This window comes from Sphingomonas sp. PR090111-T3T-6A, assembly GCF_000383095.1.
In the GTDB taxonomy this organism is placed as follows: Bacteria; Pseudomonadota; Alphaproteobacteria; order Sphingomonadales; family Sphingomonadaceae; genus Solisphingomonas.
Map to the genome: position 1 here is coordinate 422,754 of NZ_AORL01000010.1, position 21,489 is coordinate 444,242.

Consider the following 21,489-nt stretch of genomic DNA (forward strand, 5'->3'; position numbering starts at 1 on the left):
AGGAGCGTCATTTCCCCGCCGTGACGTCATCCCCTCTCTCCGCTTTGTCGAGCCGCATTTGACGCTCATCCAGATATTGTCGTTCGCGCTGATCGGCGGCGCGGTCGCGGCTTTCGCGTGGGGGCGGTTCCGCTACGACGTGATCTCGCTGGTCGCGCTGCTGATCGCCGTGACGGTGGGCGTGGTGCCGGCCAAGCAGGCCTTCACCGGCTTCACCAGCGACGTGATCGTGGTGATCGCCTCGGCGCTGGTGGTGAGCGCGGGCATCGCGCGCTCGGGCGTGATCGAGACGGCGATCCGCCCGCTGCTCTCGCGGCTGAAGTCGCTCAGCGTGCAGGTGCCGGTGCTGGCGGGGGTGACGGCGATCCTGTCGATGCTGACCAAGAATGTCGGCGCGCTCGCCATCCTGATGCCGACGGCGCTCAAGCTCGGCCGGTCGGAGGGAAGCTCGGTGTCGGCGCTGCTGATGCCGATGAGCTTCATGTCGCTGCTCGGCGGGCTGGTGACGCTGGTCGGCACGTCGACCAACATCATCGTCAGCCAGGTGCGCGAGGAGACGGTGGGCAAGCCCTTCGCCATGTTCGACTTCGCGCCGGTGGGGCTGGGGCTGACGCTGGTCGGGCTGGTGGTGGTGAGCATCTTCTGGCGGCTGCTCCCGCGCGACCGGACGGGGAATGCGGGGCTGGAGGAGGCGGCGGCGTCCGCTTCCTACTCGACCGAGGCGACCGTGCCCGACAAGCTGCCGGACGATCTGCGCACCATCGCCGATCTCGATCTCAAGCGCGATGGCGTGACGCTGGTGGGGATCGAGCGGGCGGACGGCCAGCGCGTCTCGGCACTGCCGGATCGCGCGCTGACGCCGGGCGAGGTGCTGGTGCTGGAAGGCTCGGACGAGGCGCTGGCGCGTCTCTTCAACCGCCTGCCGCTCAAGCCCGCCCGCGCCGACAACAAGCTGGAGAAGGACGAGCCCAAGGAGGAGGTCCGCTCGGTCGAGGCGGTGGTGCAGCCGGAATCGCCGCTGATCGGCCTCTCGGCCCAGCGGGCGCGGCTTCAGGAGGAGTTTGGGATCAAGCTGCTCGCCATCGGCCGTTCCAGCCAGCGCATCACCGAGCGGCTGCGCGAGGTGACGCTGCGCGCGGGCGACGTGCTGCTGGTGCAGGCGGGCGAGAAGGCGCTGCCGCCCTTCCTGTCCAGCCAGTTGCTGCTGCCGCTGGCCGAGCGCGCGGTCAAGCTGGGCAACCGGCGCCAGCGCTTCGGCCCGGTGCTGATCCTCGCGGCGGCGATCCTGCTGGTGGCGCTGAACATCGCGCCGGTGGCGGTGGCCTTCTTCGGCGCGGCGGTGGCGATCGTGCTGATCGGGGCGCTGCCGATGCGCGAGGCCTATGACGCGCTGGAGCCCGAGGTGCTGGTGCTGATCGGCGCGCTCACGCCGATCAGCGAGGCGGTGCAGCATACCGGCGGCACCGGGCTGATCGCGGCGGGGCTGGCGCATCTGCTGGCGGGCGCGGCGCCGATCCTCGTGCTGGGCGTGCTGATGGTGACGGCGATGGCCTGCTCGCCCTTCCTCCACAACGCGCCGACGGTGCTGGTGCTGGGGCCCATCGCGGTGTCGGTGGCGCAGCGGCTGCACCTGAGCCCGGACGCCTTCCTGATGGCGGTGGCGACGGGCGCGGGCTGCGATTTCCTCACCCCGATCGGCCACCAGTGCAACACGCTGGTGATGGGCCCCGGCGGCTATCGCTTCTGGGACTATGGGCGGCTGGGGCTGCCGCTCTCGATCATGGTGATCGCGGTGGGCGTGCCCCTCATCGCCTGGGTGTGGCCGCTGACCTGAGTCAGGCGGCCGGGCGGAGCCTCACCGCGATCGACTTGTAGGAGGGCGTGCCGCTCTTCCCGTCATAATCGTCGATGGCGAGGAGCAGGTTGGCCTCCGGATAATAAGCCGCGACCGATCCGCGCGCGATCGGATGCGCCACCGCCGTCTGGCCGGGGAGCACGCGGTCGCCCGCGATCACATCCACCTTGTCGCCATGGGCGAGGCCGATCGCGGCGAGATCGTCTTCGTGGGCGAACAACACGTCGCGGCGGCCGGTGATGCCGCGATAGCGATCGTCGAGGCCATAGATCGTGGTGTTGTACTGATCGTGGCTGCGGATCGTGGTGAGGGTGAACGGGCCGTCGTCGCGGCCGTCATCCTCGTCGATGCCGGGGAAGGGGATGAAATGCGCCTTGCCGTCCGGCGTGTTCCACGTCCGCGTCGAGGCGCCGACGGTGAGGCGGAAGCCGCCCGGCGTGCGGATGCGGGCGTTGAAATCACGGAAATCGGGGAAGACGATCTCGATCTTGTCGCGGATATGGTCGTAGTTCGCGATCAGCCCGTCCCAGTCGACGCGGGTGGCGGGCAGAGCCGCCCTGGCGATGCCGGCGACTATGGCGGGTTCCGAGCGCAGATCGGGCGACACCGGCTTCAGCTTGCCGCGCGAGGCGTGGACCATCGACATCGAGTCCTCGACGGTCACCCATTGCGGGCCGCTGGCCTGCATGTCCTGCTCGGTGCGGCCGAGGCAGGGGAGGATGATCGTGTCCCCCTTCGCGATCAGCAGGCAGGTGCGGTTGAGCTTGGTGACGATGTTCACCGACAGATCCAAATTGCGGATCGCCCGGAAGCAGGCCGCCGGGTCCGGCATCGCCACCGCCAGATTGCCGCCCAGCCCGATGAAGGCGCGGGAGCTGCCGTCCAGCATGGCTGCGATCGATTCCACGGCGTTATGGCCATGCTTGCGCGGGGGCGCGAAGCCGAAGGCCTTTTCGATGCCGTCGAGCAGCGCGTCGTTGGGGATCTCGGTGATGCCGACGGTGCGATCGCCCTGCACATTGCTGTGGCCGCGTAAGGGACAGATGCCCGCGCCGGGCTTGCCCATATTGCCGCGCATCAGGAGCAGATTGGCGATCTGCTGCACATTCTCGGTGCCGTGGCGATGCTGGGTGATGCCCATGCCGTAGCAGAGGATCACCCGCTCGGCCTTGATATAGACCGCCGCCATGCTCTCGATGGCGGCGCGGGTGAGGCCGGAGCGGCGCTCGATCTCGTCCCAGCCCGTCGCCTCGATATCGGCGCGGAGCGCCTCGAAGCCGGTGGTGTGTTCGGCGATGAAGGCCTTGTCCTCCGCGCCCGCCGCGAGCACCGCCTTCATCATCCCCTTCAGCATCGCGGCGTCGCCGCCGACCTTCACGAGATGATATTCCGACGCGAGCGGCGTCGCGTCGCCGGGGATCAGCATCTCGACGGCGTGCTGCGGCGACTTGAAGCGTTCGAGCCCGCGCTCGCGCAGAGGGTTGGCGACCACGATCGGCACGCCCCGGCGCGCGGCGGCGCGCAGTGTCGTCAGCATCCGTGGATGGTTGGTGCCGGGATTGTGTCCGATGCAGAAGATCGCGTCGGCATAGTCGAAATCCTCCAGCGTCACCGTGCCCTTGCCGACGCCGATCGACTGGGGGAGGCCGACGCTGGTCGCCTCGTGGCACATGTTCGAGCAATCGGGGAAATTGTTGGTGCCGAACTCGCGGGCGAGGAGCTGGTAGAGGAAGGCCGCCTCGTTCGACGCGCGGCCCGAGGTGTAGAACTCGCATTGGTCGGCATGGTCGAGCGCCTGCATCCGGGCGCCGATGCGGGCGAAGGCCTCGTCCCACGCGATCGGCACATAGCGATCCGTCGCGGGATCGTAGCGCATCGGATGGGTGAGGCGGCCGGCGTCCTCCAGCATATGGTCGGTCCAGTTCCAGAGGTCCGCCACGCTGTGCTCGGCGAAGAACTCCGGCGCGACGCGCTTGGTCGTCGCTTCCCAGGTGACGGCCTTGGCGCCGTTCTCGCAAAATTCGAAGGAGCTGGTGTGCTTCGGGTCCGGCCAGGCGCAGCCGGGGCAGTCGAAGCCGTCGGGCTGGTTCATCTGGAGCAGCGCGCGGGTGTCGGCGCTGGTGCCCATCTGGTCCCGGATCGCGCGCGCCACCGCGCCGAGCGCTCCCCAGCCGCCGGCGGGGCCGTCATAGGGTTCGACGCCGGGGGTGGTTTCTTCGGTCATGATGGCCTCGATCGGGATGGACGGAGCGGCCCCGATCTTGCTCCTGCCGGCCGGACGTCGCAAGCACGCGCGGGGGCAAGAACAGAAAGAGGGGACGAGGGTGGCCGCGCAAGGGGGCGATTTCGGCGCCAGGCCAGCGGGATGGCCCGTCGCGCTCGGTGCGGCGGCGCTGGGGCTCGCCTTGCTCGGGCTGCTATGGCCGGGCATCGCCGCCTACGACACGGTGAAGCAATATGAGCAAGCGCTGGCGGGCGTCTATGACGACTGGCACCCGCCCGTGATGGCGTGGCTCTGGTCGCGGCTGCTGGCGGTGCATCTGGACGGCACGGGGCCGATGCTGGCGCTGCAACTGGCGCTGTTCTGGGCGGGGCTCGGCCTGCTCGGCGCGGGTCTGGCGCGGAGCGGCGCGCGCCGGGCGGCGTGGGGGGCGCTGCTGGCCGGGCTGTCGCCGCTGGTGGCGGACTGGATGCTCGTCGTCGTCAAGGATGCGCAGATGGTCGCCGCGATGGCGGCGGCGGCGGGGATCGTCGGCTGGTATCGCTTGCAGGCGCGGGCGGTGCCCGCCGTGCCGGGTGTGCTGGCCGGACTGCTGCTCGGCTATGCGGTGCTGGCGCGGGCCAATTCGGTGTTCGCGGTGGTGCCGCTGGCCTGCTGCTTCCTGCGCTGGGGCGGCGTGCGGCGCTGGTGGGGCCGGGCCGCGCTGATGCTGGTGGCGGCGCTGCTGGCGCTCCTCGCCTCCGATGTCGTCAACCATGCGCTGTTGAGGGCCGATCGCTCGCATGTCGAGCGGACGCTGCCGTTGTTCGACCTCGCCGGCATCGCGCACTTCGCCCCGCTCGCGGCCCCGCCGGGCCTGTCCCGCGAGGAATGGGCCGACGCCGAGCGCAAGCATTGCTACACGCCTTTCTATTGGGACCCGTTCGGCAATCCCAGGCGCTGCGGCGATCAGGGGGATGAGCTGGTCTCGCCCGACGGCCCCTCGCATCTGATCCGGGACTGGGCGGCGACGATCGTGGCGCACCCGCTCGCTTATGCCGAGCATCGGCTGGCGCATCTCAACGCGACGCTGCGCGTGGCGACCCCGCCCGACGAGCCGAGCGCCGCCGCGCCCAGCGGATCGGAGCCCAACCCCTACGGCCTCGGCGCGCATCAGTCCGCCGCGTCGAGAGTGGTCCAGCGGCTGGCGGCCTTCTTCGCCGGGACGCCGGCCGGTTCGCCGGCGGTGTGGCTGGTGCTGGCGGCGGCGATCGGCTGGGTGCTGCTGGGCACGCCCGCCCAGCCGGCGCGGGAGCTGGGCCTCGCTTTCTCGCTCTCGGCCTGCCTGATGACGGCGAGCTTCGCGGTGGTCAGCATCGCGTCGGATCTGCGCTATCATCTGTGGCTGATGACGGGGACGGGGCTGGCGGCGGTGATGCTCGCCGCCTGCCGGGAAGTGCCGCCGCGAAGGCTGCGAATCGGCCTCGCGCTGGGGGTGGCGGCGTGTGCCGCGTCGGTGGCGATGCGGGCGCTGGCCGGGCCGATGGCGATTTAGGACGACCGTTCATCGAGGAGTCGGATAAGCGCGCTACACGAGGGCTTCCCGGGGGAAGACGGGAGTATCGTTCATGAAGATGATCAAGTTCGCGATTCTGGCGGCCGCGATGGCCGGTGTCGCTGGCACGGCGGTGCAGGCCGCGCCGCACCATCGCCACCAGGTCTGCACCTGGAAGACGGTGCATCACCACAAGGTGAAGAGCTGCCATTGGCGCTAAGGGATCAGGGGCGGCGCGCACCATCCGGTGGGCGCCGCCTTTTCCTGTCCCACCGGCCCCGAAGCCGGCTTGCGCCGCCGCCCGACGCTGGGCAGGCCGGGCGCATGACGATGAAAAGACAGGTGCTGGCCGCCCACGATGCGGCAGGCGAAGCGGCGAGGCCGGACTTCGCGATATTCGCGCCGATATGCCTTCCAAGTTGATCCCGGACCGCGCTACCAGCCACTATCCGCCTAGTTCGCAATCTGGGACAGCGCCGGAAGGCGCCGCCAAGCACCGAGTCAAAGCCCGTGGTTTCTCGCATTCACCGTTTCCCCCGTATCGAGCTTTCGCCTCAGGAGGCGACGACCGATCGCTTCCTGCTTCTGGGAACCTGCGGGCTGGCCCCTCTTGTCGTCGGGCTCCGCAATCAGGGTATCCAGACCGACCATATCCTCTGGGAATCTCTTGCTTTCTCGCCTCCTCCCGAGGTCGAGGAGGCTGATTATGAGGCGACCGTGGTTTCCCTCACCCTGCTGCATATCTTTGCCGATGCGGCGGCCGGGATGGAGCCGGACCGGCGGTTCGGGAACGGCATCTATTTCCCCCGCGCGGTGGCGGCCGGGCGCGTGCAGGAGTTCTTCGATGCGTGCTCGGAGCTGATCGAGGCGCGCGTCGCGGCGTTGATGCCGTTGTTCAGGAAGCCGGTATTCTTCCAGGCCTTCATGGAGCCGAAGCATAATTATCTCGGCAATCTGCTGCCGCGCTTCGATCTCTCCAACCCGGCCTATTTCGTGCAGCGTCTCAACGAGGTGATGGCCCGTGCGCTGGGCGCATTCCCCAACGCCCATTATTTCGACATGAACGAGCTTGCGTCGCTTGTCGGCCGGGCCCGGATTCAGGACGACTATACGACGTCCTTCGGTCATGGCAGCATCATCCGCGACGATGAAACCGATAGCGCTCGCATCCAGAAATCGGCGCAGCCCACCGAGATGTGGGGGACGTTCGACGTCCTGGTGGAATTCGAGCAGGTCGTGGCCCGGCGCTTTCTCGACGATCTTGCGATCCTGCGCAGGCCGCTCGCGATCAAGGCGATCATCGTCGATGTCGACGACACGCTGTGGCGCGGCATTGCGGCGGAGGAGCTTCACAAGCCGCATTGGGAGTTCACCGAGGGCTGGCCGATCGGAGTCGCCGAGGCGCTCCTGTTCTTCAAGGCGCGTGGCGGAATGCTCGCCATGTGCAGCAAGAACGACGAGGCGACGCTGCGTGACCGATGGCCTCACATCTATCAGGGGAGGCTCCGCCTCACGGACTTCGCGTCGACGAAGATCAATTTCGAGCGGAAATCGGAGAATGTGCGGGCGATCCTGTCGGAGCTGAACATCCTGCCCCAGCATGCGCTTTTCATCGACGACAATCCGCGCGAGATCGACGAGGTTCGCGCGGCATTCCCGCAGATGCAGTTCCTGAGCGCGGATCATCACGACTGGCGGCGCAAGATCCTGATGCTGCCGGAGATGCAGACAGCAGCCATCTCAGGCGACGCCGCGCTGAGGACGGCGTCGGTGCAGGCCAATATCGCGCGGGCGAAGGCGGCCGAGGGCATGTCCTATGAGGAATGGCTGGCCTCGCTTTCGCTGGAGCAGACGATCGAGATCGTCGAGCGAAGCGACCATCCCCGGTTCGAGCGAGCCTTCGAGCTGCTGAACAAGACCAACCAGTTCAACACCACCGGCCGTCGCTGGGAACGGCGGCAGATCGAGGCGCTGCTGGAGGACGGCGGCGCGTTGATCTGCTCGATGCTGCGGGACAAGCTCGCCGACAACGGAATGATCAGCGTGATCGTCGTCCACGGCGACGAGATCGTGCAGGCGGTGCTTTCCTGTCGCGCCTTCAAATATGGCGCGGAAATCGCGGCGGGTCGCATGGCGTGCGAGCGCATCCTGGCATCGCACGATCAAGTCAGGGCGTCGCTGGTCGACACCGGGCTGAACAAGACCTGCCACGCCTATTTCGAGAAGATGGGTTTCCGCAAGGTGGAGGGGGAGTGGCGTGCGAGCGATGCTCCGGCATGGCCGCCGCATATCGCGATTTCCGTCTGAGACCGGTTTCTAAAACCGCACGACGCCCTGACTGCGCTTTTGGTTGAAGATGGCGGCAGTCTGGATGAAGGTGGTGCATATGCGACGGCCGCCTTGACGGGGCTGGCCGAAAGCGCGCCTTCGGGTATTGCGCAATGGCGAGAGGAGTGTTTGCGTGGGTCAGCTTTCCAGAGAGTTCAATCTCACTCAGCTTGCTAACCGATATGGATCGGACAAAGGCACCGCGGTCGGCAATGCGCACCATTATACCCTGTTTTATGAGACGCTGCTGGCGCCTCGCCGTGAAAATATCCGGCGGATGCTGGAGATTGGCCTCCTTCGGAACGGCCCGGAAGTAGGAGCTTCCGCAGATCGCGAGACGGGGGATTTGCCGTCGGTACGGATGTGGTTGGACTATTTCCCTAATGCAACAGTGCACGGGTTTGATATCAGTGATTTCTCCTTCTTCAAGAATCCGCGCTTCGTATTTACTCGCGGAGATTCCGGCAATGGCGCTGATCTGGACCGCGTAATCGCCAATGGTGAAATATTTGATTTTATCATCGACGATGGTTCTCATGCGTCATTCCATCAGCAGCTTGCATTCTTGAAGTTGTTTCCTGCGCTTGAGCGAGGCGGAATTTACATTATCGAAGATCTGAACTGGCAACCGGACAATTATGAGGAATCGCTGCCCCGCACGATCCTGACGCGGGAGCTGTTCGAATACTGGTTCCGTATGGGCAAATTCCCGGACATGCCGGGTTGGCTGGCGCCTCTCGGCGAGTTGTCGAGAGACATCGCCATCGTGCAGCCCTTGTATCAGCCCTTTTCGGATTACAGGACCATGAAGTCCATTGTCATCCAGAAGCATTGGTGATCGCAAATGGCGAAAACGATCTTCATCCAGACTGCAGATCCGTTCAATTATCGGAAGATGTTGGATGCCACGTCTCGCACCGTCGTGGAGTTCTGCCGGCGGCATGATCACGGTTATGAGAGCTTTATCGGGATCAAGCGTGGTTCTCATCCGTGGCAGGCGACCTTCAATCGCATTCCGATGCTTACAGATCTGGTCAAACGCGGGCAGAAGGGTTGGGTCGTCTATCTGGATGCGGATGCCTATATCTTCGATCTGGATTTCGATCTGCGCTCCTATCTGGCTGACAAAGCGGATCGGGCGGCCGTCATGGTCAGCATGGGAGGAGAGCCGCATTGGGCCGTGAACGCGGGTGTGTTCATGCTCAATCTGGGGCATGAGGCGGGGCGCCGGATTGTCGAACGCTGGGCCGCAAAGTTTGCCGCGCTGAGCGATGAGCAACTGGTAGCGATGACCACGTGGGACGACGGGTGCAGCGATCAGTCGATGCTCTACGAGGTGCTGGATGAAGATGTCTTGGTGCGCAATGCCGTCCATTACGAAAGCAATGAACTAATCAACGGAAACTATTCGCGATTCATTCGCCAGATACTTCGCGCTTATTATCCATCGCTCGAAGCTCGGATTGAGGCCTTGCGTGTTGCCACGAACGAAGTTCTTCCTGGCGGGAACGAGTTCGTTGCCGATGTCGCGCCGGTGATCGTGTCGGCATTTTACAGGACGATCCTTCGTCGTGATCCCGATCAGGGCGGCCTTGAGCATTTCGTGTCCCGCTTCCGGGAAGTGGGAATTGATATCGGTACTCGCGATACGCTTTCCGCTATGCTCGGGAGTCCGGAATACAGGTCGATGATGCAGGAATAACTGTGCGGCCATGCCTCAGTCCATGGGCTTGGCCATATGGATTATGGTGGCTGAGCGGATCGAAAAATTCAGCCTATCTGGCTGATTTTTACCTGGGTTTAGGCGATGTGCGCGCAATACCGTCAAAAATCGTCGGCTGGAGGTGAACGGCCGCGGATGGTGCGACTGTCATTGGAGTTGGTGCAGGCGTACGAACAGTCCACGATTTGCCGTCAGGTTGCCTCATTGCGATGTTATCGCCATAGGCGAGCGCAGGACGCGCGAAGGAGATGGTTAATGGCTTCGGTGTTCGACGTGGCTGCCTTCATTCTGAAGAAGAAGAAGGCAATCACCGCTATGAAGCTGCAAAAGCTGGTATATTATGCTCAAGCATGGTCGCTCGTATGGGACGAGAAGCCCTTGTTTAAGGAGCGAATCGAAGCGTGGGCGAATGGCCCTGTCTGTCCGGCCCTCTATGCTGAGCACCGCGGTGAGTTCACCGTGACCGAGGAGCCGAAGGGGGATGCTGGCAACCTGAAGAAGGCTGAACGCGAAACTGTTGAGGCTGTTCTGCGGGATTATGGAGACAAGTCGGCCATTTGGCTGAGTGAGTTGACGCATAAGGAAGACCCTTGGCGCGACGCTCGGGCCAACGTTCCCGATGGGCAGCGCAGTAGCAGCGTGATCACTCATGCAGCGATGGCGGAATATTACAGCGGTCTTTAAGGCGTGACCCAAAGTACGGAGAAGAAGGCCAAATTCGGTGCGGCTCCGGCGACTGAGAAAAAGGCCAAGTTTGGAGCGACACCCCAACCTGAGAAGAAGGCCCGCCACCAGGATCCCACTCTTGATGACGGGCATCCGCTGGCTTGGCGGTTTAGTGGTGCGGATCGAGGTGGCCCCTTCGCGTGGACGATCGCTGAGGATGACAAGTTTCGCCAAGTCGTTGAAAAGCTATATGAGTTCGAGGGCAAAAACTGGAGCGAGATAACCGCCAGCGGCTCTCATGCTATTCCGGTCGCTCGGCTCTGTAAGGAAGCACAGGACCGTCTCGTTGACATAGAGCGCGACGATCTCGATGAGTTGATGTCACTGAGGCTGACGGGCCCTAATCGCGTTTGGTGTGTTCGTACGGGGCACATCATGCGCGTTTTCTGGTGGGATGCCGACCATAAAGTATATCCCACGCCAATAGACAAAGCTGACCGCAAAAAAATCAAGCGCCGCAAGGGGCGATAGCTGGTACCTTTCTGGTCAATCTCCATCTCACTGTAATCGCATCCATGACGCGAGGCTCTACTACGCCGCGGGGTGCTTGCGGCGTTGCTCGGGTGCCTGCTGCACGGCGAGGATGGGCTCATCCAAGGGCAACGGTCCTCGATCGCGCGCCTTCCTCTCTTCCGGGATAGGCATGGGCAGGAGTTCGGGCTGACGCCAAAGTTCCTCCGCCGACGGCCGGTTTGGCTTCGAGCGGCGTGACAGCGATTTCGCCTCCCGTGCGGATTGAATGAATCCCAGCTCCGTCTTGAGCCCCAGATCGAGATTCCAGATCAGATCCTTCACGGTAATGATCTGGAGTTTGTGGCACTTTCGGCCATGTATTTCGACTATCGGGCTACGCTGGGCCTCGATCCTCATCTCCCGGGTCGGTTTGTTCAAGCAGATGAAGATGCCCGGCTGAGCCGCCCGATAATCCGTTCCACAAGCGCCAGAGTTTTGGGTCGGGTAGCCGATGCGCTCCTTTGCTTCAGGGTTTCTCCATCTCCGCACCGGCGCCCGGCACCTATGCCCGGACGCTTGCCGGTGAGTATTGCGCTCAGATCAGCCGTGGTCAGGAGTGACTTTTCACACGGCACCCGCGGGTGCCTTCTGGTGAAGGAGGGCTAACGATGAATATCATTCCGCCGCCCAAGCTGCCGCCGCAACCGGATTTGCGCGCGTTCATTATCTACACGGCATTGCCGAAGGGCTGCATCGCCTTCGAGGTGCCCGACAATACCTCATCGCCCTACCTATGCGCCGGTGAGTTCGTGGTGATTGACCCGGAGGACCGCGATCCCGCCGAGGGTGAGTTGTTCGTCATCACCTGGAAATCGGATGTCAGGCAGAAGTGGCAGATCGTCCGCATGGACCTCCGCTGGGGCCGTTACGGCAATGGCAGCGATGCATCGACATATGAGGAACGTTTCATGTGGTTCATTGGCGGGGTCGCGCCCGATCGCATGATGAACTCGGTAGGCCATCCTGTCGGATGCCCAATACGCCGGGCCGATGGTCCGTATAATGCCGATTATTGCCGCGAAATCTCCCACGGGAAGATCGTCGGCATCCTCGAATCTGACTTCCGTCGCCTCGTAGGGAGGATGTGATGGATAATCGCTGTTATCGAATTAGCCGCGGAACGCCTCGCGGCGCTCTGAGAAACGCTTTCTCGAATGCACGGCCGTGGAAATCTCGATTTCCGTATTCAGGAGCCAGATCGCATCGCTAACCGGCAACGGCTATATCAGCACGACGCGCCACTGACGCACTGCAAACAGTGGCCACCATTCCAATCATCCGAGCCACCCTGACCAACCTTGATCCAAGGAGTGGTCGAGATGGCTACGTCCGCACACTATGGCGCAAGGCGGAGGCCGATTATGGCCGTTGCAGGAAAGTTGCCAGGCTAGTTCGCCTGCGTAGTCGAAAGGGGGCTGGCGATCAGGGTGTGGAGTTTGGCGAACTCGGCACTTCCAATCATATCGGCCCGGATTTGCTCCATCGAGATATGCCCGTTTTCCAGCGCAGCCGCGTAGGCATCGAGCCCCTTTTGGTCGGGCGATCGGCCAAGGACCCAGCGATACCCCTGTTCGATCACTGCGCGAAGCGGGAGAGGAGGGTTCAGCTCCAGATACTCGCGCGAAATAAGGATTTCAGCGAACGTCTCCCTGAAGGCGGTTTCGATGCCCTTTTCATGAAATCTTGAGCGGAAGTTCTCGACTGCACTCGCCTCAATATCCCGGCGGAGGAGGACCCGGAAAAGCGTCGAGATCAGGACGGGATAGAGGCGCCCAACCAGATCCTCGCCTTGCTCTGGAAGGATTTCCTTAACGGCCATCCGAACTACCTGATGCCGATCGGCCTGGATAGGCATGTAAGCCCGCAGAATCTGGCGAATGAAGGTGGCGTAGGGGTGGTTAAGCAACATCCTGTCGCCAAAGAAAAAAGCGTCTCTGATTTCCGCGGAGTCGTCAAGGATTTCGAAAAGAAACGTCTGATCATTGATGTCGCCAGGCCATTCGGTTAGCTGGCGCAATGTGTCATCGCTCACCGCCATGTAGCGAGCATGCCATTCTTCGATAATCCGCCTTCCAATCGGGTGGCTCAGGTTGAACAGCGCGACGCCGTTATTGATTTCCCAAGGCTGGCAGTCATCCCCCATTGGGGTCAGAATCCCGGCCACATCGCCCTTAGATGCCAGATATGCCGCAAGATCGAAGTCCAGATCATGGACGAAGGCATCGGCGTCCATGTGGACAACCCAGCCGCAATACCCTGCGTCGAGCAAATCTTTGAGCATGAAGAGGCGGTTGAACGAGGCTTGCCATGGATAAAATCCTCGCTTTACCCCAACATAGTTTTCATATTTATGACCATGACGACGGCAAAACTCGATCACCGTCTTCGACGTAGTGTCCAGCATCGGCTTGTAGTTGAAAGCGTCTGCTGACTGGATGAAAGTTATGGCCATGTTGCATGGTTTAGCAGGGATGTTTGCAATCAGGAATATTGCGGTGTCCCTTACCATGCCCCAACAGAATCTTGCGTGCTTTCCCGCTATACCCGGACAGTATGGTTCGCGCGGAGGTTATTGGAATCGAAGCCGATAATCGCCTGCTCATATCAGAGAACGTCATGAGAACAGCCTCTCTGCAATCGACATTTACTGCGATGACGCTGGTGTGTCGTCTATTAGCGCGGGTTACTCCGAGAAGGTGAGCGAAATTTACGTTGCCGAAACTGTCGATGGCTCCAAAATGAAGGAATTTCTGATTGTCGACGCTGGCGGGGTCCAGCCTGCCGGAATTGTAGTAGATGGAACCCTCGTTAAGGCCATTGAGCATGACAGGATGACGTGCCGGGCGGTCGAGGGATGCTCTGAATGCCTTTTGTCCACGCGGACCTTGCAGACTGTTGATAAAGTCCCGCTCCGTGCGCGCGCTGCCGAGATCGAGCCACGTCTGATACGCTGCAATACTTCAGCGGCGAATGTCGCCCGCTTCCGGGGAGTTTCAACCGCCACCAGCGAACGGTGGCGAGAGCGTAAATGGTGCCGGCTGAGGGGATCGAACCCCCGACCTTCGGTTTACAAAACCGCTGCACTACCGCTGTGCTAAGCCGGCTCCGGGGCGTTCGGTAGCGCCGGCTCGATCATGGGTCAATGCGCTCGCTCAGGCGAGGCCGAAGGTCCAGCCTTCAGTCTCGGCGAGCACAGGCGTGAGGCTTGCCGGATGCCACAGCGCCTCGTCCCGCGCCGCGCCCGCGAGCCATGCCGCGCCGAGCAGCGCGTCGGTGCGGTGATCGTCATAGCGGCCGAGCGGCGCGTGGGGCGCATGCCCGAGCGCCGCCAGGGCCGCATCCAGCGCCTCCGCCGAGCGCATCTTGCTCCGCCCCCTGGCGAGGCCGGCGGCGCGGGCGGCGAGGCTGGTGTAGATCTCCACGATCAGCGGCCCTGAGGCGGGCACCGGATCGAAGGGCCAGACCGGCACGCGCCCCGCGAGCCGATGCAGCAGCCGCATCCCCGTGAGGCTCGCCTTGCCGACCTGGGCCGCGCCGACGAGGTTGAAGCTGGAGGAGGGCGCGAGCCCCGCCGCCTGCGCCGCCCGCTCGGTGACGCGCATGCGCCCAAGTCCCATGCCGAACAGGTCGCCGGTGCGCCCGCCATGGCGGCGGAAGTGGCGCGCCAGTTCGGCATGATCGACCAGCGTGGAGGCGCCGAGATGCGGTTCGCCGGCAGCCATGCGATCGACCAGCGCCCAGAGAGCGCGGGCGTCGGGCGGGCTTTCCGCCCAGCCGGGGAAATAGGCGCCGGCGTCCGCGAAGGGGAAGGCGGCGGAGAAGTCGATCCCCACCAGCATGTCGTCCTGTCGCTTCAGCCAGTGCAGCACGGCTTCGCGCGACCAGTGGCGGCCCTCGGGCTCCACCAGAGCGGGCGGACCGTCCGCCTCGCAGACCGCCACGGCGATGCCCGGCTGGAAAGCGCCGGCCGCGCCCGACCAGTCGATGCAGGCGAAACGCGCGAACCGGCGGGTCATTTCGCCTTGCGCGGGCGGGGCGGCTTTTTGGCCAGCGCGCGGGCGCAGGCGCTCTCGATCATCTCGCGGACCACATCGTCGCGCGGGGTGTCGTAGCGGACCAGAACCGCCGGATAACCCTCATAGTGCGGCGTCTTCCAGAAGCTCTCCGGATGGGTCGTCATGAGATAGTCGATCACGCCATGATCGAGATGGAGGACGAAGCTCGTGTCGGACTCGTGCCCCACATTGAGGAAGGCGTTGCCGTTCGCCTTCACCGAGGGCTGGCCGTAGCTGGTGGACATCTCCGCCCCCTCCAGCGTCAGCGCGAAAGCGACGGCCTCATCGAAATTCATCCCTGCCGCTCCTTCCTGAGGCGATCCCAATAGGCCAGCCGCTCGGCGATCTTCGCCTCGAAACCGCGCGGGGTGGGAGTGTAGAAGGTCTGTGGGGCCATTTCCTCGGGCCAGTAATTGTCGCCGGAGAAGGCATCGGGCGCGTCATGGTCATAGGCATAGCCCTTGCCGTAGCCGGCCTGCTTCATCAGCTTGGTGGGCGCGTTGAGGATGTTCTTCGGCGGCATCAGCGAGCCGGTTTCCTTCGCCGAGCGCTGGGCGGCCTTGAGCGCCTTGTAGCCGGCGTTCGATTTGGGCGCGGTGGCGAGGTAGAGGCAGGCCTGCGCCAGCGCCAGCTCGCCCTCCGGCGAGCCGAGGAAATCGTAGGTCTCTTTCGCGGCGATGCACTGGACCAGCGCGTTCGGGTCGGCGAGGCCGATATCCTCGATCGCCATGCGGACGAGGCGGCGCAGCAGGAACAGCGGCTCCTCGCCCGCCACCAGCATCCGCGCGAGATAATAGAGCGCCGCCTGCGCGTCCGATCCGCGCACCGCCTTATGGAGCGCCGAGATCAGGTTGTAATGGCCCTCGCGATCCTTGTCGTAGACGGCCATCCGCCGGTGGAGCAAAGCCGCCAGCCCGGACGGATCGAGCGGCTCCTCCAGCTCCACCGAGAAGAGCGTCTCGGCCTGGTTGAGCAGGAAGCGGCCGTCGCCGTCGGCGGACGCGATCAGCGCGCCGCGTGCCTCGGGCGTGACGGGGAGGGGGCGGCCCTCGATCTCCTCGGCGCGATCCAGCAGCGTGCCGAGCGCCGCCGCATCCAGCCGGTGCAGGATCAGCACCTGCGCGCGGGAGAGGAGCGCGGCGTTCAGCTCGAAGGAGGGATTCTCGGTGGTCGCGCCGACGAGGATCACCGTGCCGTCCTCGACATAGGGCAGGAAGCCGTCCTGCTGGGCGCGGTTGAAGCGGTGGATCTCGTCCACGAAGAGCAGGGTGCGCGTGCCGGTGCGCGCATGGTCGCGCGCCTCGGCGAAGACCTTCTTCAGCTCCGCGACGCCCGAGAACACCGCCGAGATGGCGACGAAGCGCAGGCTCACCGCGTCCGCCAGCAGGCGCGCGATGCTCGTCTTGCCGGTGCCGGGCGGCCCCCACAGGATCATCGAGGACAGCCGCCCCACTGACACCATCCGCCCGATCGCGCCGTCCGGCCCGGTCAGATGCTCCTGCCCCACGACATCGGCGAGGGTGTGCGGGCGGAGCTGGTCGGCCAGCGGCGCGGCCTCGGCGGGAAGCGCGGCAGGGGAGGTGGAGTCGGCAAAGAGGTCGGCCATGGGCTCCATATAAGCGTTTGGCCGTGACGGCGAAGGGGTGTTGCAGAAAGACAGTCTAAGATATATCTAAGACCGACTCAGAAAGAGGATGAGATATATGAGATTTGGATTTCACCACCACGGCCGGGGAGGCCGTCACGGTAACTGCCATGACCACCACGAGCATCCCATGCACATGATGCGCGGCGGTTTCCGCCGGGGCGGCTTCGAGTTCAGTTGGGGCATGGAGGGCGAGGGGCGTCCCGGCGGCGGCCGTCGCCGCATGTTCGACGGCGGCGAGCTGCGCCTCGTGCTGCTGCGCCTGATCGGCGACCAGCCGCGCCACGGCTACGACCTGATCCGCGCGATCGAGGAGCGCACCGGCGGCGCCTATGCGCCGAGCCCCGGCGTCGTCTACCCGACGCTCACCATGCTGGGCGACATGGGCCTGATCGAGGATGCGCCGAGCGAAGGCGCCCGCAAGCTGTTCGCCGTCACCGCCGAGGGCCGGCGCGTGCTGGAGGAGAAGGCCGAGGAGATCGCCGCGCTGATGGCGCGCCTCGACGCGCTGGGCGAGATGCGCGAGCGGACCGAGGGCAGCTCGGTGCGGCGCGCGATGCACAACCTCAAGACGGTGCTGCGCATGAAGCTCGGCGAGGGGGATGTCTCCGAGGATACCATCCACGAAGCGGTGGCGCTGATCGACGAGGCGGCCCGCAAGATCGAGCGTCTCTGAAGGCTCAGCCCCGATGACGCGGCTCGACCTGTTGCGCGCCCGCCTGCGCGCCGAGAAGGAGCGAATGATGACGATGACCAGCACGGCGCGGGTGGAGACCGCCAGCGCCAGCCGCTACCTCCAGCAATTGTGCAAGCATTGGGCGCACAAGCTGGAGGTGGCGTTCGATCCCGCCCACGGCACGATCGGCTTCCCCAACGGGACGCGCGTGACCCTCGATGCCGACGAGAGCGGGCTCACCAGCCGGATCGAGGCGCCCGACGCCGAAATCCTCGATCGGATGAAGACGGTGCTCGCCGAGCATCTCGACCGCTTCGCCTTCCGCGAGGCGCCGTTGCCCTTCGTCTGGAGCTGACTAGCGGGGCTGCTGTCCGCCCGGCCACGGCGCACGCTGGAGGCCGGGCGTGCGCAGACTGCCGCGCTGACGCTGGCGCTCGATCCGGAGATAGGAGTCGACCAGCGCCTGATTCACATTGTCCCACTCATAGGCACGGCTGGCCTCGCGGCCGGCCTTGCCGGCGGCGATGCGGGCCTCACCGTCGCGGCAATAGCGGGCGAGCGCGTCGGCGAAGAGATGCGTCGCGCCGGGGCGGACCAGCTCGCCCGTCACATGCGGCTCGACGAGGCTGCGGCTGCCCGTCGCATCCGCCGCGACCACCGGGATGCCGGCGGCCATCGCCTCAAGGGTGACGTTGCCGAACGTCTCGGTGACGGAGGGGTTGAACAGCACGTCCATCGACGCCGCCGCGCGGCCGAGATCGGCGCCGCCCTGAAAGCCCGCGAACACCGCATTTTCGGGCAGGCGCTTCTCGAACCAGTCGCGCGCCGGGCCGTCGCCGACGATCAGCACGCGATGCTTCACGCCGCGCCGGACGAGCTCATCGATCGTGTCCGAGAAGACGTCGAGCCCCTTCTCCATCACCAGCCGGCCGATGAAGCCGACCGCCACCTCGTCGTCGGCGATGCCGAGCGAGCGGCGCCACGCCATGTCGCGGCGCTCGGGCGAGAAGCGGTCTCGCTCCACCCCGCGCGACCAGATGCCGACGTCGAAGTTCATGCGCTGGTCGCGCAGGAGCTGCGCCATCGAATCCGACGGCGCGAAGATCGCGTCGCAGCGGCGATAGAAGCGGCGCAGCATGGCCTCCACTGCGCCTTCGAGGAAGGCGAAGCCGTAATAGCGCGGATAGGTCTCGAAGCGGGTGTGGACCGAGGCGACCACCGGCAGATGGTTCTTGCGCGCGAAGCGGACGGCGGCATGGCCCAGCACTTCCGGGCTCGCGACATGGATCATGTTCGGACGGAAGGCGTGGATGTCCTTCTTCACCGACGGCGTCAGCAGGATCGGCGCGCGATATTCGGCGCGGCCCGGCAGCGGGATCGCCGGCACGCCGACCAGATCGCCGACATGCTCGAAGGCGGGCTTCCTCACCTTGGGCGAATAGATGCGCACGGCGGCGCCCTGCCGCAGCAGATATTCGACGAGGCGGTTGAGGGCCTGGTTCGCACCGTCCCGGACATAATTATAGTTGCCGGTGAACAGCGCCACGCGAAGGTCGGTCACTTCCATCGGGGGGTGCATAGGCGCGCGGGCGTCCGGTGCCAAGATGTCAGCCGATCAGGCTGGCGAGAAGCCACAGGTTCGAGGCCGATATGATCGCGAACAGTGTCCATGCGGCGGCGGTGGGAAGCGCCCCTGCCGCGAGCCCGCCCATCAGGCCGCGGTCCCCCGCCGCGCGGATCAGCGGCCAGATCGCGAAGGGAAGCTGGAGCGACAGGACGATCTGGCTCACCACCAGCATCGGCCCCACGCCATGGTCGCCCAGCAGGATCACGCCGAGCATCGCCGGGATGATCGCGATGACCCGCGTGATGACGCGCCGCTGCCAGCAGGGGATCTTGAGCTTGAGGAAACCCTCCAGGATCACCTGACCCGCGATCGTGCCCGTGAAGGTGCTGCTCTGGCCCGAGGCGAGGAGCGCGATGCCGAAGAACAGGCCCGCCGCCTTGGCGCCCGTGATCGGCTCCAGCAGGTGATAGGCGTCGTCGATCTCGGCGATCTGGGTGTGTCCGGTGGCGTGGAAGGCGCCCGCCGCGAGCGCGAGGATGCCCGCGTTCACCAGCATCGCGAGGAAGAGCGAGATGCCCGAATCCCAGTTGGCGATGCGGATCGCGGCACGTTTCTCGGCCTTTCCGCCGGGGATTTCGCGCGTCTGCACGATGCTGGAATGGAGGTAGAGATTGTGCGGCATCACGGTCGCGCCGATGATGCCGATGGCGATCGCCAGCGCGCCGGGCTGGGCGAGGCGCGCGGTGTCGGGGATCAGGCCTTGGGCGACGGCATGGAAATCCGGCGGAACGATCAAAAGCTCGATCAGGAAGCAGAGCGCGATGGTGGCGACGAGGCCGGTGATGATCGCCTCCACCTGCCGGAAGCCGCGCCCCTTGAGGCCCACCACCAGCAGCATGTCGAACGCGGTGAGCAGGATGCCCGCCCACAGCGGCAACCCCAGCAGCAGCTTGATGGCGAGCGCGCCGCCCAGCACCTCGGCGACATCGGTGGCGAGGATGGCGACCTCGGCGAGCGCCCACAGCGCGAGATTGGGCACGCGGCCGTAGCGCCTGCGGCACGCCTGCGCGAGGTCGAGCCCCGAGGCCATGCCGAGCCTGAGCGCCAGCGACTGGAGCAGGATCGCGGCGAGGCTGGCGCCGACCAGCACGAACAGCAGGTCGAAGCCATAGCCGGAGCCCGCGGCGATGTCGGTGGCCCAGTTGCCGGGGTCCATATAGCCGACCGCGACGAGCATCCCCGGCCCGGCGAACCGCGCGATCCTCTGCCCGAGCGGGGCGGATTTGGGGACGGCGATGCTGCCTTCCACCTCGGAAGGACAGAAGGGCGCGGTGGCGCGATCGGGAAGCGAGAGGCCGAGAACGGTTGCCATCGCGCGGTTATGGCGGCTCGGGTGGGGGAGGGATAGGGGTGGGTCGCCGAAAACAACACAGCCTGCCGCTGGGGGGGGGCGTTGGGAGCGGAACCCTTTCCGATGGGCCTGTTATAGGCGTCGGTGTCCGTCATGCTCGAATATGGGCAGATGAATGTTGGCGGGAAATTTCGAGGTGAGCCGGAAGATGACAGAAAACCTCTTTTGTTGGTGTGTTTGAGGGGCTTATGCTCTGAGACGGACCGTCATGCCTTGTTGAGCTTTCATGAAATCAAGGGAGTATGTTCTTATGGCGTCGCGTGAGGAAGTTATCCAGGCTTATCGATATATCCTTGATCGCGAGCCGGAAAGTGAGGCCATTGTCGAGATGCATATGGCCAATCATGTTGATTGGAGGCAGCTCAAGACGAGTCTAAAGCGCTCGAAGGAGTATAATGATCTTATAGGAACAAAGTGGTTTATATATCCTATTCTTAATGATTCGAGAATGATATGGCTTAATTCCGAGGATCGGTATGTATCGCGCGCATTGATTACGGATCAATGGGATAAAGACGAGATTCATGCGCTAAATACGATCCTCAAGGAAGACAGCGTGTTCGTCGACATCGGGGCGAACATTGGGTTCATGTCGTTGCTCGCCAGCCGGACCATAAAGACCGGTCATATTCATAGCTTTGAGCCGCATCCGATCATCAACACCTATCTCGAAAAGACGATACGGTTGAATGGCTTGCAAGATATCATCACGGTCCATCGCAAGGGTGTTTGGAACGTCGATAGCACTTTGCGCCTCGCCTGGGACGACGGCGGCGACAATCCTGGTGGATCCAGCATGGCACCGGGATGGGAACAGGGCTCGGACGTCGAAGTGGTCGCGCTGGATAATTTGAATTTCGCCCGCTGCGATGTCATCAAGATCGATGTCGAAGGGGCGGAGATCAAAGCACTTGAAGGCGCGCGGGAAACAATCAGGCGCTGTCGCCCCATTGTGATGTCCGAATTGCATCATGTCATGCTTCCCCTCGTATCGAACGGATCACCCAACGACTATATCGGGGCCTTCGAGGCGCTGGGATACGCTTGTTACGGCCAGCATTGGGGGCATCGCGGCGAGCGCATGGATAAGTCGGACCCAAGGTGGCAGGAAGCCTTCCTCAACGTGATTTTCATTCCGTTGGAACAGGAAGAAGAGATGGTTTCGAAGCTCTTCGGATAAGTGCCGTGCGACGGATGCTATATTCCTGTTAGCATCGAAACTTCGCGCTGTTCCA

20 protein-coding genes and 1 tRNA gene are annotated in these 21,489 nt (G+C 64.2%); 12 read left to right on the plus strand and 9 right to left on the minus strand.

What is annotated here, in order from left to right; translation table 11 throughout:
- Positions 1–58: 58 nt before the first annotated feature.
- On the plus strand, positions 59–1,834 hold the full coding sequence (locus ST3T6A_RS0104780; protein WP_019831760.1) for an SLC13 family permease: 1,776 nt from the start codon (positions 59–61) through the stop codon (positions 1,832–1,834).
- 1 nt (position 1,835) lies between these two features.
- On the opposite strand, the gene ST3T6A_RS0104785 is transcribed toward ST3T6A_RS0104780, so the two are convergent.
- Positions 1,836–4,079 (minus strand): FdhF/YdeP family oxidoreductase, encoded by a 2,244-nt coding sequence (locus ST3T6A_RS0104785; RefSeq protein WP_019831761.1) that lies wholly within the window; start codon positions 4,077–4,079, stop codon positions 1,836–1,838.
- Between the two features lie 100 nt (positions 4,080–4,179).
- On the opposite strand from ST3T6A_RS0104785, the gene ST3T6A_RS19310 reads away from it, so the two are divergent.
- The 7 genes from ST3T6A_RS19310 (at position 4,180) to ST3T6A_RS21395 (ending at position 10,858) form a co-directional block, all read left to right on the plus strand.
- Positions 4,180–5,610, plus strand: coding sequence for a hypothetical protein (locus tag ST3T6A_RS19310; protein WP_019831762.1), 1,431 nt, complete (start codon positions 4,180–4,182; stop codon positions 5,608–5,610).
- Positions 5,611–5,683: 73 nt separating this feature from the next.
- Entirely contained in the window at positions 5,684–5,830 is a 147-nt protein-coding gene (locus tag ST3T6A_RS21770) for a hypothetical protein (RefSeq protein WP_019831763.1), read from the plus strand.
- A 290-nt stretch (positions 5,831–6,120) separates the two neighbouring features.
- Complete coding sequence (locus ST3T6A_RS19315) at positions 6,121–7,917, plus strand: HAD-IIIC family phosphatase (protein WP_019831764.1); 1,797 nt, start codon at positions 6,121–6,123, stop codon at positions 7,915–7,917.
- 154 nt (positions 7,918–8,071) lie between these two features.
- On the plus strand, positions 8,072–8,776 hold the full coding sequence (locus ST3T6A_RS20735) for a hypothetical protein (RefSeq protein ID WP_157602428.1): 705 nt from the start codon (positions 8,072–8,074) through the stop codon (positions 8,774–8,776).
- Positions 8,777–8,782: 6 nt separating this feature from the next.
- The gene (locus ST3T6A_RS19325) at positions 8,783–9,640 is read left to right on the plus strand and encodes a hypothetical protein (RefSeq protein WP_019831766.1); all 858 of its coding nucleotides are present in this window, start codon (positions 8,783–8,785) and stop codon (positions 9,638–9,640) included.
- Between the two features lie 276 nt (positions 9,641–9,916).
- The gene (locus tag ST3T6A_RS0104815) at positions 9,917–10,345 is read left to right on the plus strand and encodes a Panacea domain-containing protein (RefSeq protein ID WP_019831767.1); all 429 of its coding nucleotides are present in this window, start codon (positions 9,917–9,919) and stop codon (positions 10,343–10,345) included.
- A 3-nt stretch (positions 10,346–10,348) separates the two neighbouring features.
- Complete coding sequence (locus ST3T6A_RS21395; RefSeq protein ID WP_157602430.1) at positions 10,349–10,858, plus strand: hypothetical protein; 510 nt, start codon at positions 10,349–10,351, stop codon at positions 10,856–10,858.
- Between the two features lie 60 nt (positions 10,859–10,918).
- Here ST3T6A_RS21395 and ST3T6A_RS0104820 read toward each other — a convergent pair whose 3' ends face one another.
- Positions 10,919–11,182: a hypothetical protein gene (locus tag ST3T6A_RS0104820; RefSeq protein ID WP_162140506.1), complete on the minus strand. Its 264-nt coding sequence runs from the start codon at positions 11,180–11,182 to the stop codon at positions 10,919–10,921.
- Between the two features lie 326 nt (positions 11,183–11,508).
- On the opposite strand from ST3T6A_RS0104820, the gene ST3T6A_RS20740 reads away from it, so the two are divergent.
- Positions 11,509–11,988: a hypothetical protein gene (locus ST3T6A_RS20740; RefSeq protein WP_019831769.1), complete on the plus strand. Its 480-nt coding sequence runs from the start codon at positions 11,509–11,511 to the stop codon at positions 11,986–11,988.
- A 299-nt stretch (positions 11,989–12,287) separates the two neighbouring features.
- Here the strand turns inward: ST3T6A_RS20740 and ST3T6A_RS19335 are convergent, their stop codons facing one another.
- The 5 genes from ST3T6A_RS19335 to ST3T6A_RS0104850 form a co-directional block, all read right to left on the minus strand.
- Positions 12,288–13,352 (minus strand): DUF4214 domain-containing protein, encoded by a 1,065-nt coding sequence (locus tag ST3T6A_RS19335; protein ID WP_162140507.1) that lies wholly within the window; start codon positions 13,350–13,352, stop codon positions 12,288–12,290.
- A 577-nt stretch (positions 13,353–13,929) separates the two neighbouring features.
- Positions 13,930–14,004: transfer RNA gene (locus ST3T6A_RS0104835), tRNA-Thr, on the minus strand.
- Between the two features lie 48 nt (positions 14,005–14,052).
- Positions 14,053–14,916, minus strand: coding sequence for a hypothetical protein (locus tag ST3T6A_RS0104840; protein WP_019831771.1), 864 nt, complete (start codon positions 14,914–14,916; stop codon positions 14,053–14,055).
- Entirely contained in the window at positions 14,913–15,251 is a 339-nt protein-coding gene (locus tag ST3T6A_RS0104845; RefSeq protein ID WP_019831772.1) for a hypothetical protein, read from the minus strand. The genes ST3T6A_RS0104840 and ST3T6A_RS0104845 overlap by 4 nt, the downstream gene beginning before the upstream one ends.
- On the minus strand, positions 15,248–16,561 hold the full coding sequence (locus tag ST3T6A_RS0104850; protein ID WP_019831773.1) for a replication-associated recombination protein A: 1,314 nt from the start codon (positions 16,559–16,561) through the stop codon (positions 15,248–15,250). Before ST3T6A_RS0104850 ends, ST3T6A_RS0104845 begins: the two co-directional genes overlap by 4 nt.
- Positions 16,562–16,730: 169 nt before the next feature.
- Here ST3T6A_RS0104850 and ST3T6A_RS0104855 point away from each other — a divergent pair, with 169 nt between their 5' ends.
- Positions 16,731–17,276 carry a PadR family transcriptional regulator gene (locus ST3T6A_RS0104855; protein WP_019831774.1) on the plus strand — a complete coding sequence of 182 codons (546 nt, stop codon included), beginning with the start codon at positions 16,731–16,733 and terminating at the stop codon, positions 17,274–17,276.
- A gap of 13 nt (positions 17,277–17,289) precedes the next feature.
- Positions 17,290–17,631, plus strand: a complete 342-nt coding sequence (locus ST3T6A_RS0104860) for a DUF2218 domain-containing protein (RefSeq protein ID WP_019831775.1) — start codon at positions 17,290–17,292, stop codon at positions 17,629–17,631.
- Here the strand turns inward: ST3T6A_RS0104860 and ST3T6A_RS0104865 are convergent, their stop codons facing one another.
- Positions 17,632–18,843 carry a glycosyltransferase family 4 protein gene (locus tag ST3T6A_RS0104865; protein ID WP_026359431.1) on the minus strand — a complete coding sequence of 404 codons (1,212 nt, stop codon included), beginning with the start codon at positions 18,841–18,843 and terminating at the stop codon, positions 17,632–17,634.
- A 40-nt stretch (positions 18,844–18,883) separates the two neighbouring features.
- Positions 18,884–20,215, minus strand: coding sequence for an Nramp family divalent metal transporter (locus ST3T6A_RS0104870; RefSeq protein WP_019831777.1), 1,332 nt, complete (start codon positions 20,213–20,215; stop codon positions 18,884–18,886).
- A 289-nt stretch (positions 20,216–20,504) separates the two neighbouring features.
- On the opposite strand from ST3T6A_RS0104870, the gene ST3T6A_RS20745 reads away from it, so the two are divergent.
- A complete protein-coding gene (locus ST3T6A_RS20745; protein WP_019831778.1) occupies positions 20,505–21,434 on the plus strand; it encodes an FkbM family methyltransferase in 930 nt (309 codons plus the stop codon).
- Positions 21,435–21,489: the final 55 nt, after the last annotated feature.

Coding starts and splice junctions, on each gene's coding strand:
- ST3T6A_RS0104785 (WP_019831761.1), bottom strand. CDS start 4,079: ATGACCGAAGAAACCACCCCCGGCGTCGAACCCTATGACGGCCCCGCC.
- ST3T6A_RS21770 (WP_019831763.1), top strand. CDS start 5,684: ATGAAGATGATCAAGTTCGCGATTCTGGCGGCCGCGATGGCCGGTGTC.
- ST3T6A_RS19325 (WP_019831766.1), top strand. CDS start 8,783: ATGGCGAAAACGATCTTCATCCAGACTGCAGATCCGTTCAATTATCGG.
- ST3T6A_RS0104815 (WP_019831767.1), top strand. CDS start 9,917: ATGGCTTCGGTGTTCGACGTGGCTGCCTTCATTCTGAAGAAGAAGAAG.
- ST3T6A_RS20740 (WP_019831769.1), top strand. CDS start 11,509: ATGAATATCATTCCGCCGCCCAAGCTGCCGCCGCAACCGGATTTGCGC.
- ST3T6A_RS19335 (WP_162140507.1), bottom strand. CDS start 13,352: ATGGCCATAACTTTCATCCAGTCAGCAGACGCTTTCAACTACAAGCCG.
- ST3T6A_RS0104840 (WP_019831771.1), bottom strand. CDS start 14,916: ATGACCCGCCGGTTCGCGCGTTTCGCCTGCATCGACTGGTCGGGCGCG.
- ST3T6A_RS0104845 (WP_019831772.1), bottom strand. CDS start 15,251: ATGAATTTCGATGAGGCCGTCGCTTTCGCGCTGACGCTGGAGGGGGCG.
- ST3T6A_RS0104850 (WP_019831773.1), bottom strand. CDS start 16,561: ATGGCCGACCTCTTTGCCGACTCCACCTCCCCTGCCGCGCTTCCCGCC.
- ST3T6A_RS0104855 (WP_019831774.1), top strand. CDS start 16,731: ATGCACATGATGCGCGGCGGTTTCCGCCGGGGCGGCTTCGAGTTCAGT.
- ST3T6A_RS0104860 (WP_019831775.1), top strand. CDS start 17,290: ATGACGCGGCTCGACCTGTTGCGCGCCCGCCTGCGCGCCGAGAAGGAG.
- ST3T6A_RS0104865 (WP_026359431.1), bottom strand. CDS start 18,843: ATGGAAGTGACCGACCTTCGCGTGGCGCTGTTCACCGGCAACTATAAT.
- ST3T6A_RS0104870 (WP_019831777.1), bottom strand. CDS start 20,215: ATGGCAACCGTTCTCGGCCTCTCGCTTCCCGATCGCGCCACCGCGCCC.
- ST3T6A_RS20745 (WP_019831778.1), top strand. CDS start 20,505: ATGGCGTCGCGTGAGGAAGTTATCCAGGCTTATCGATATATCCTTGAT.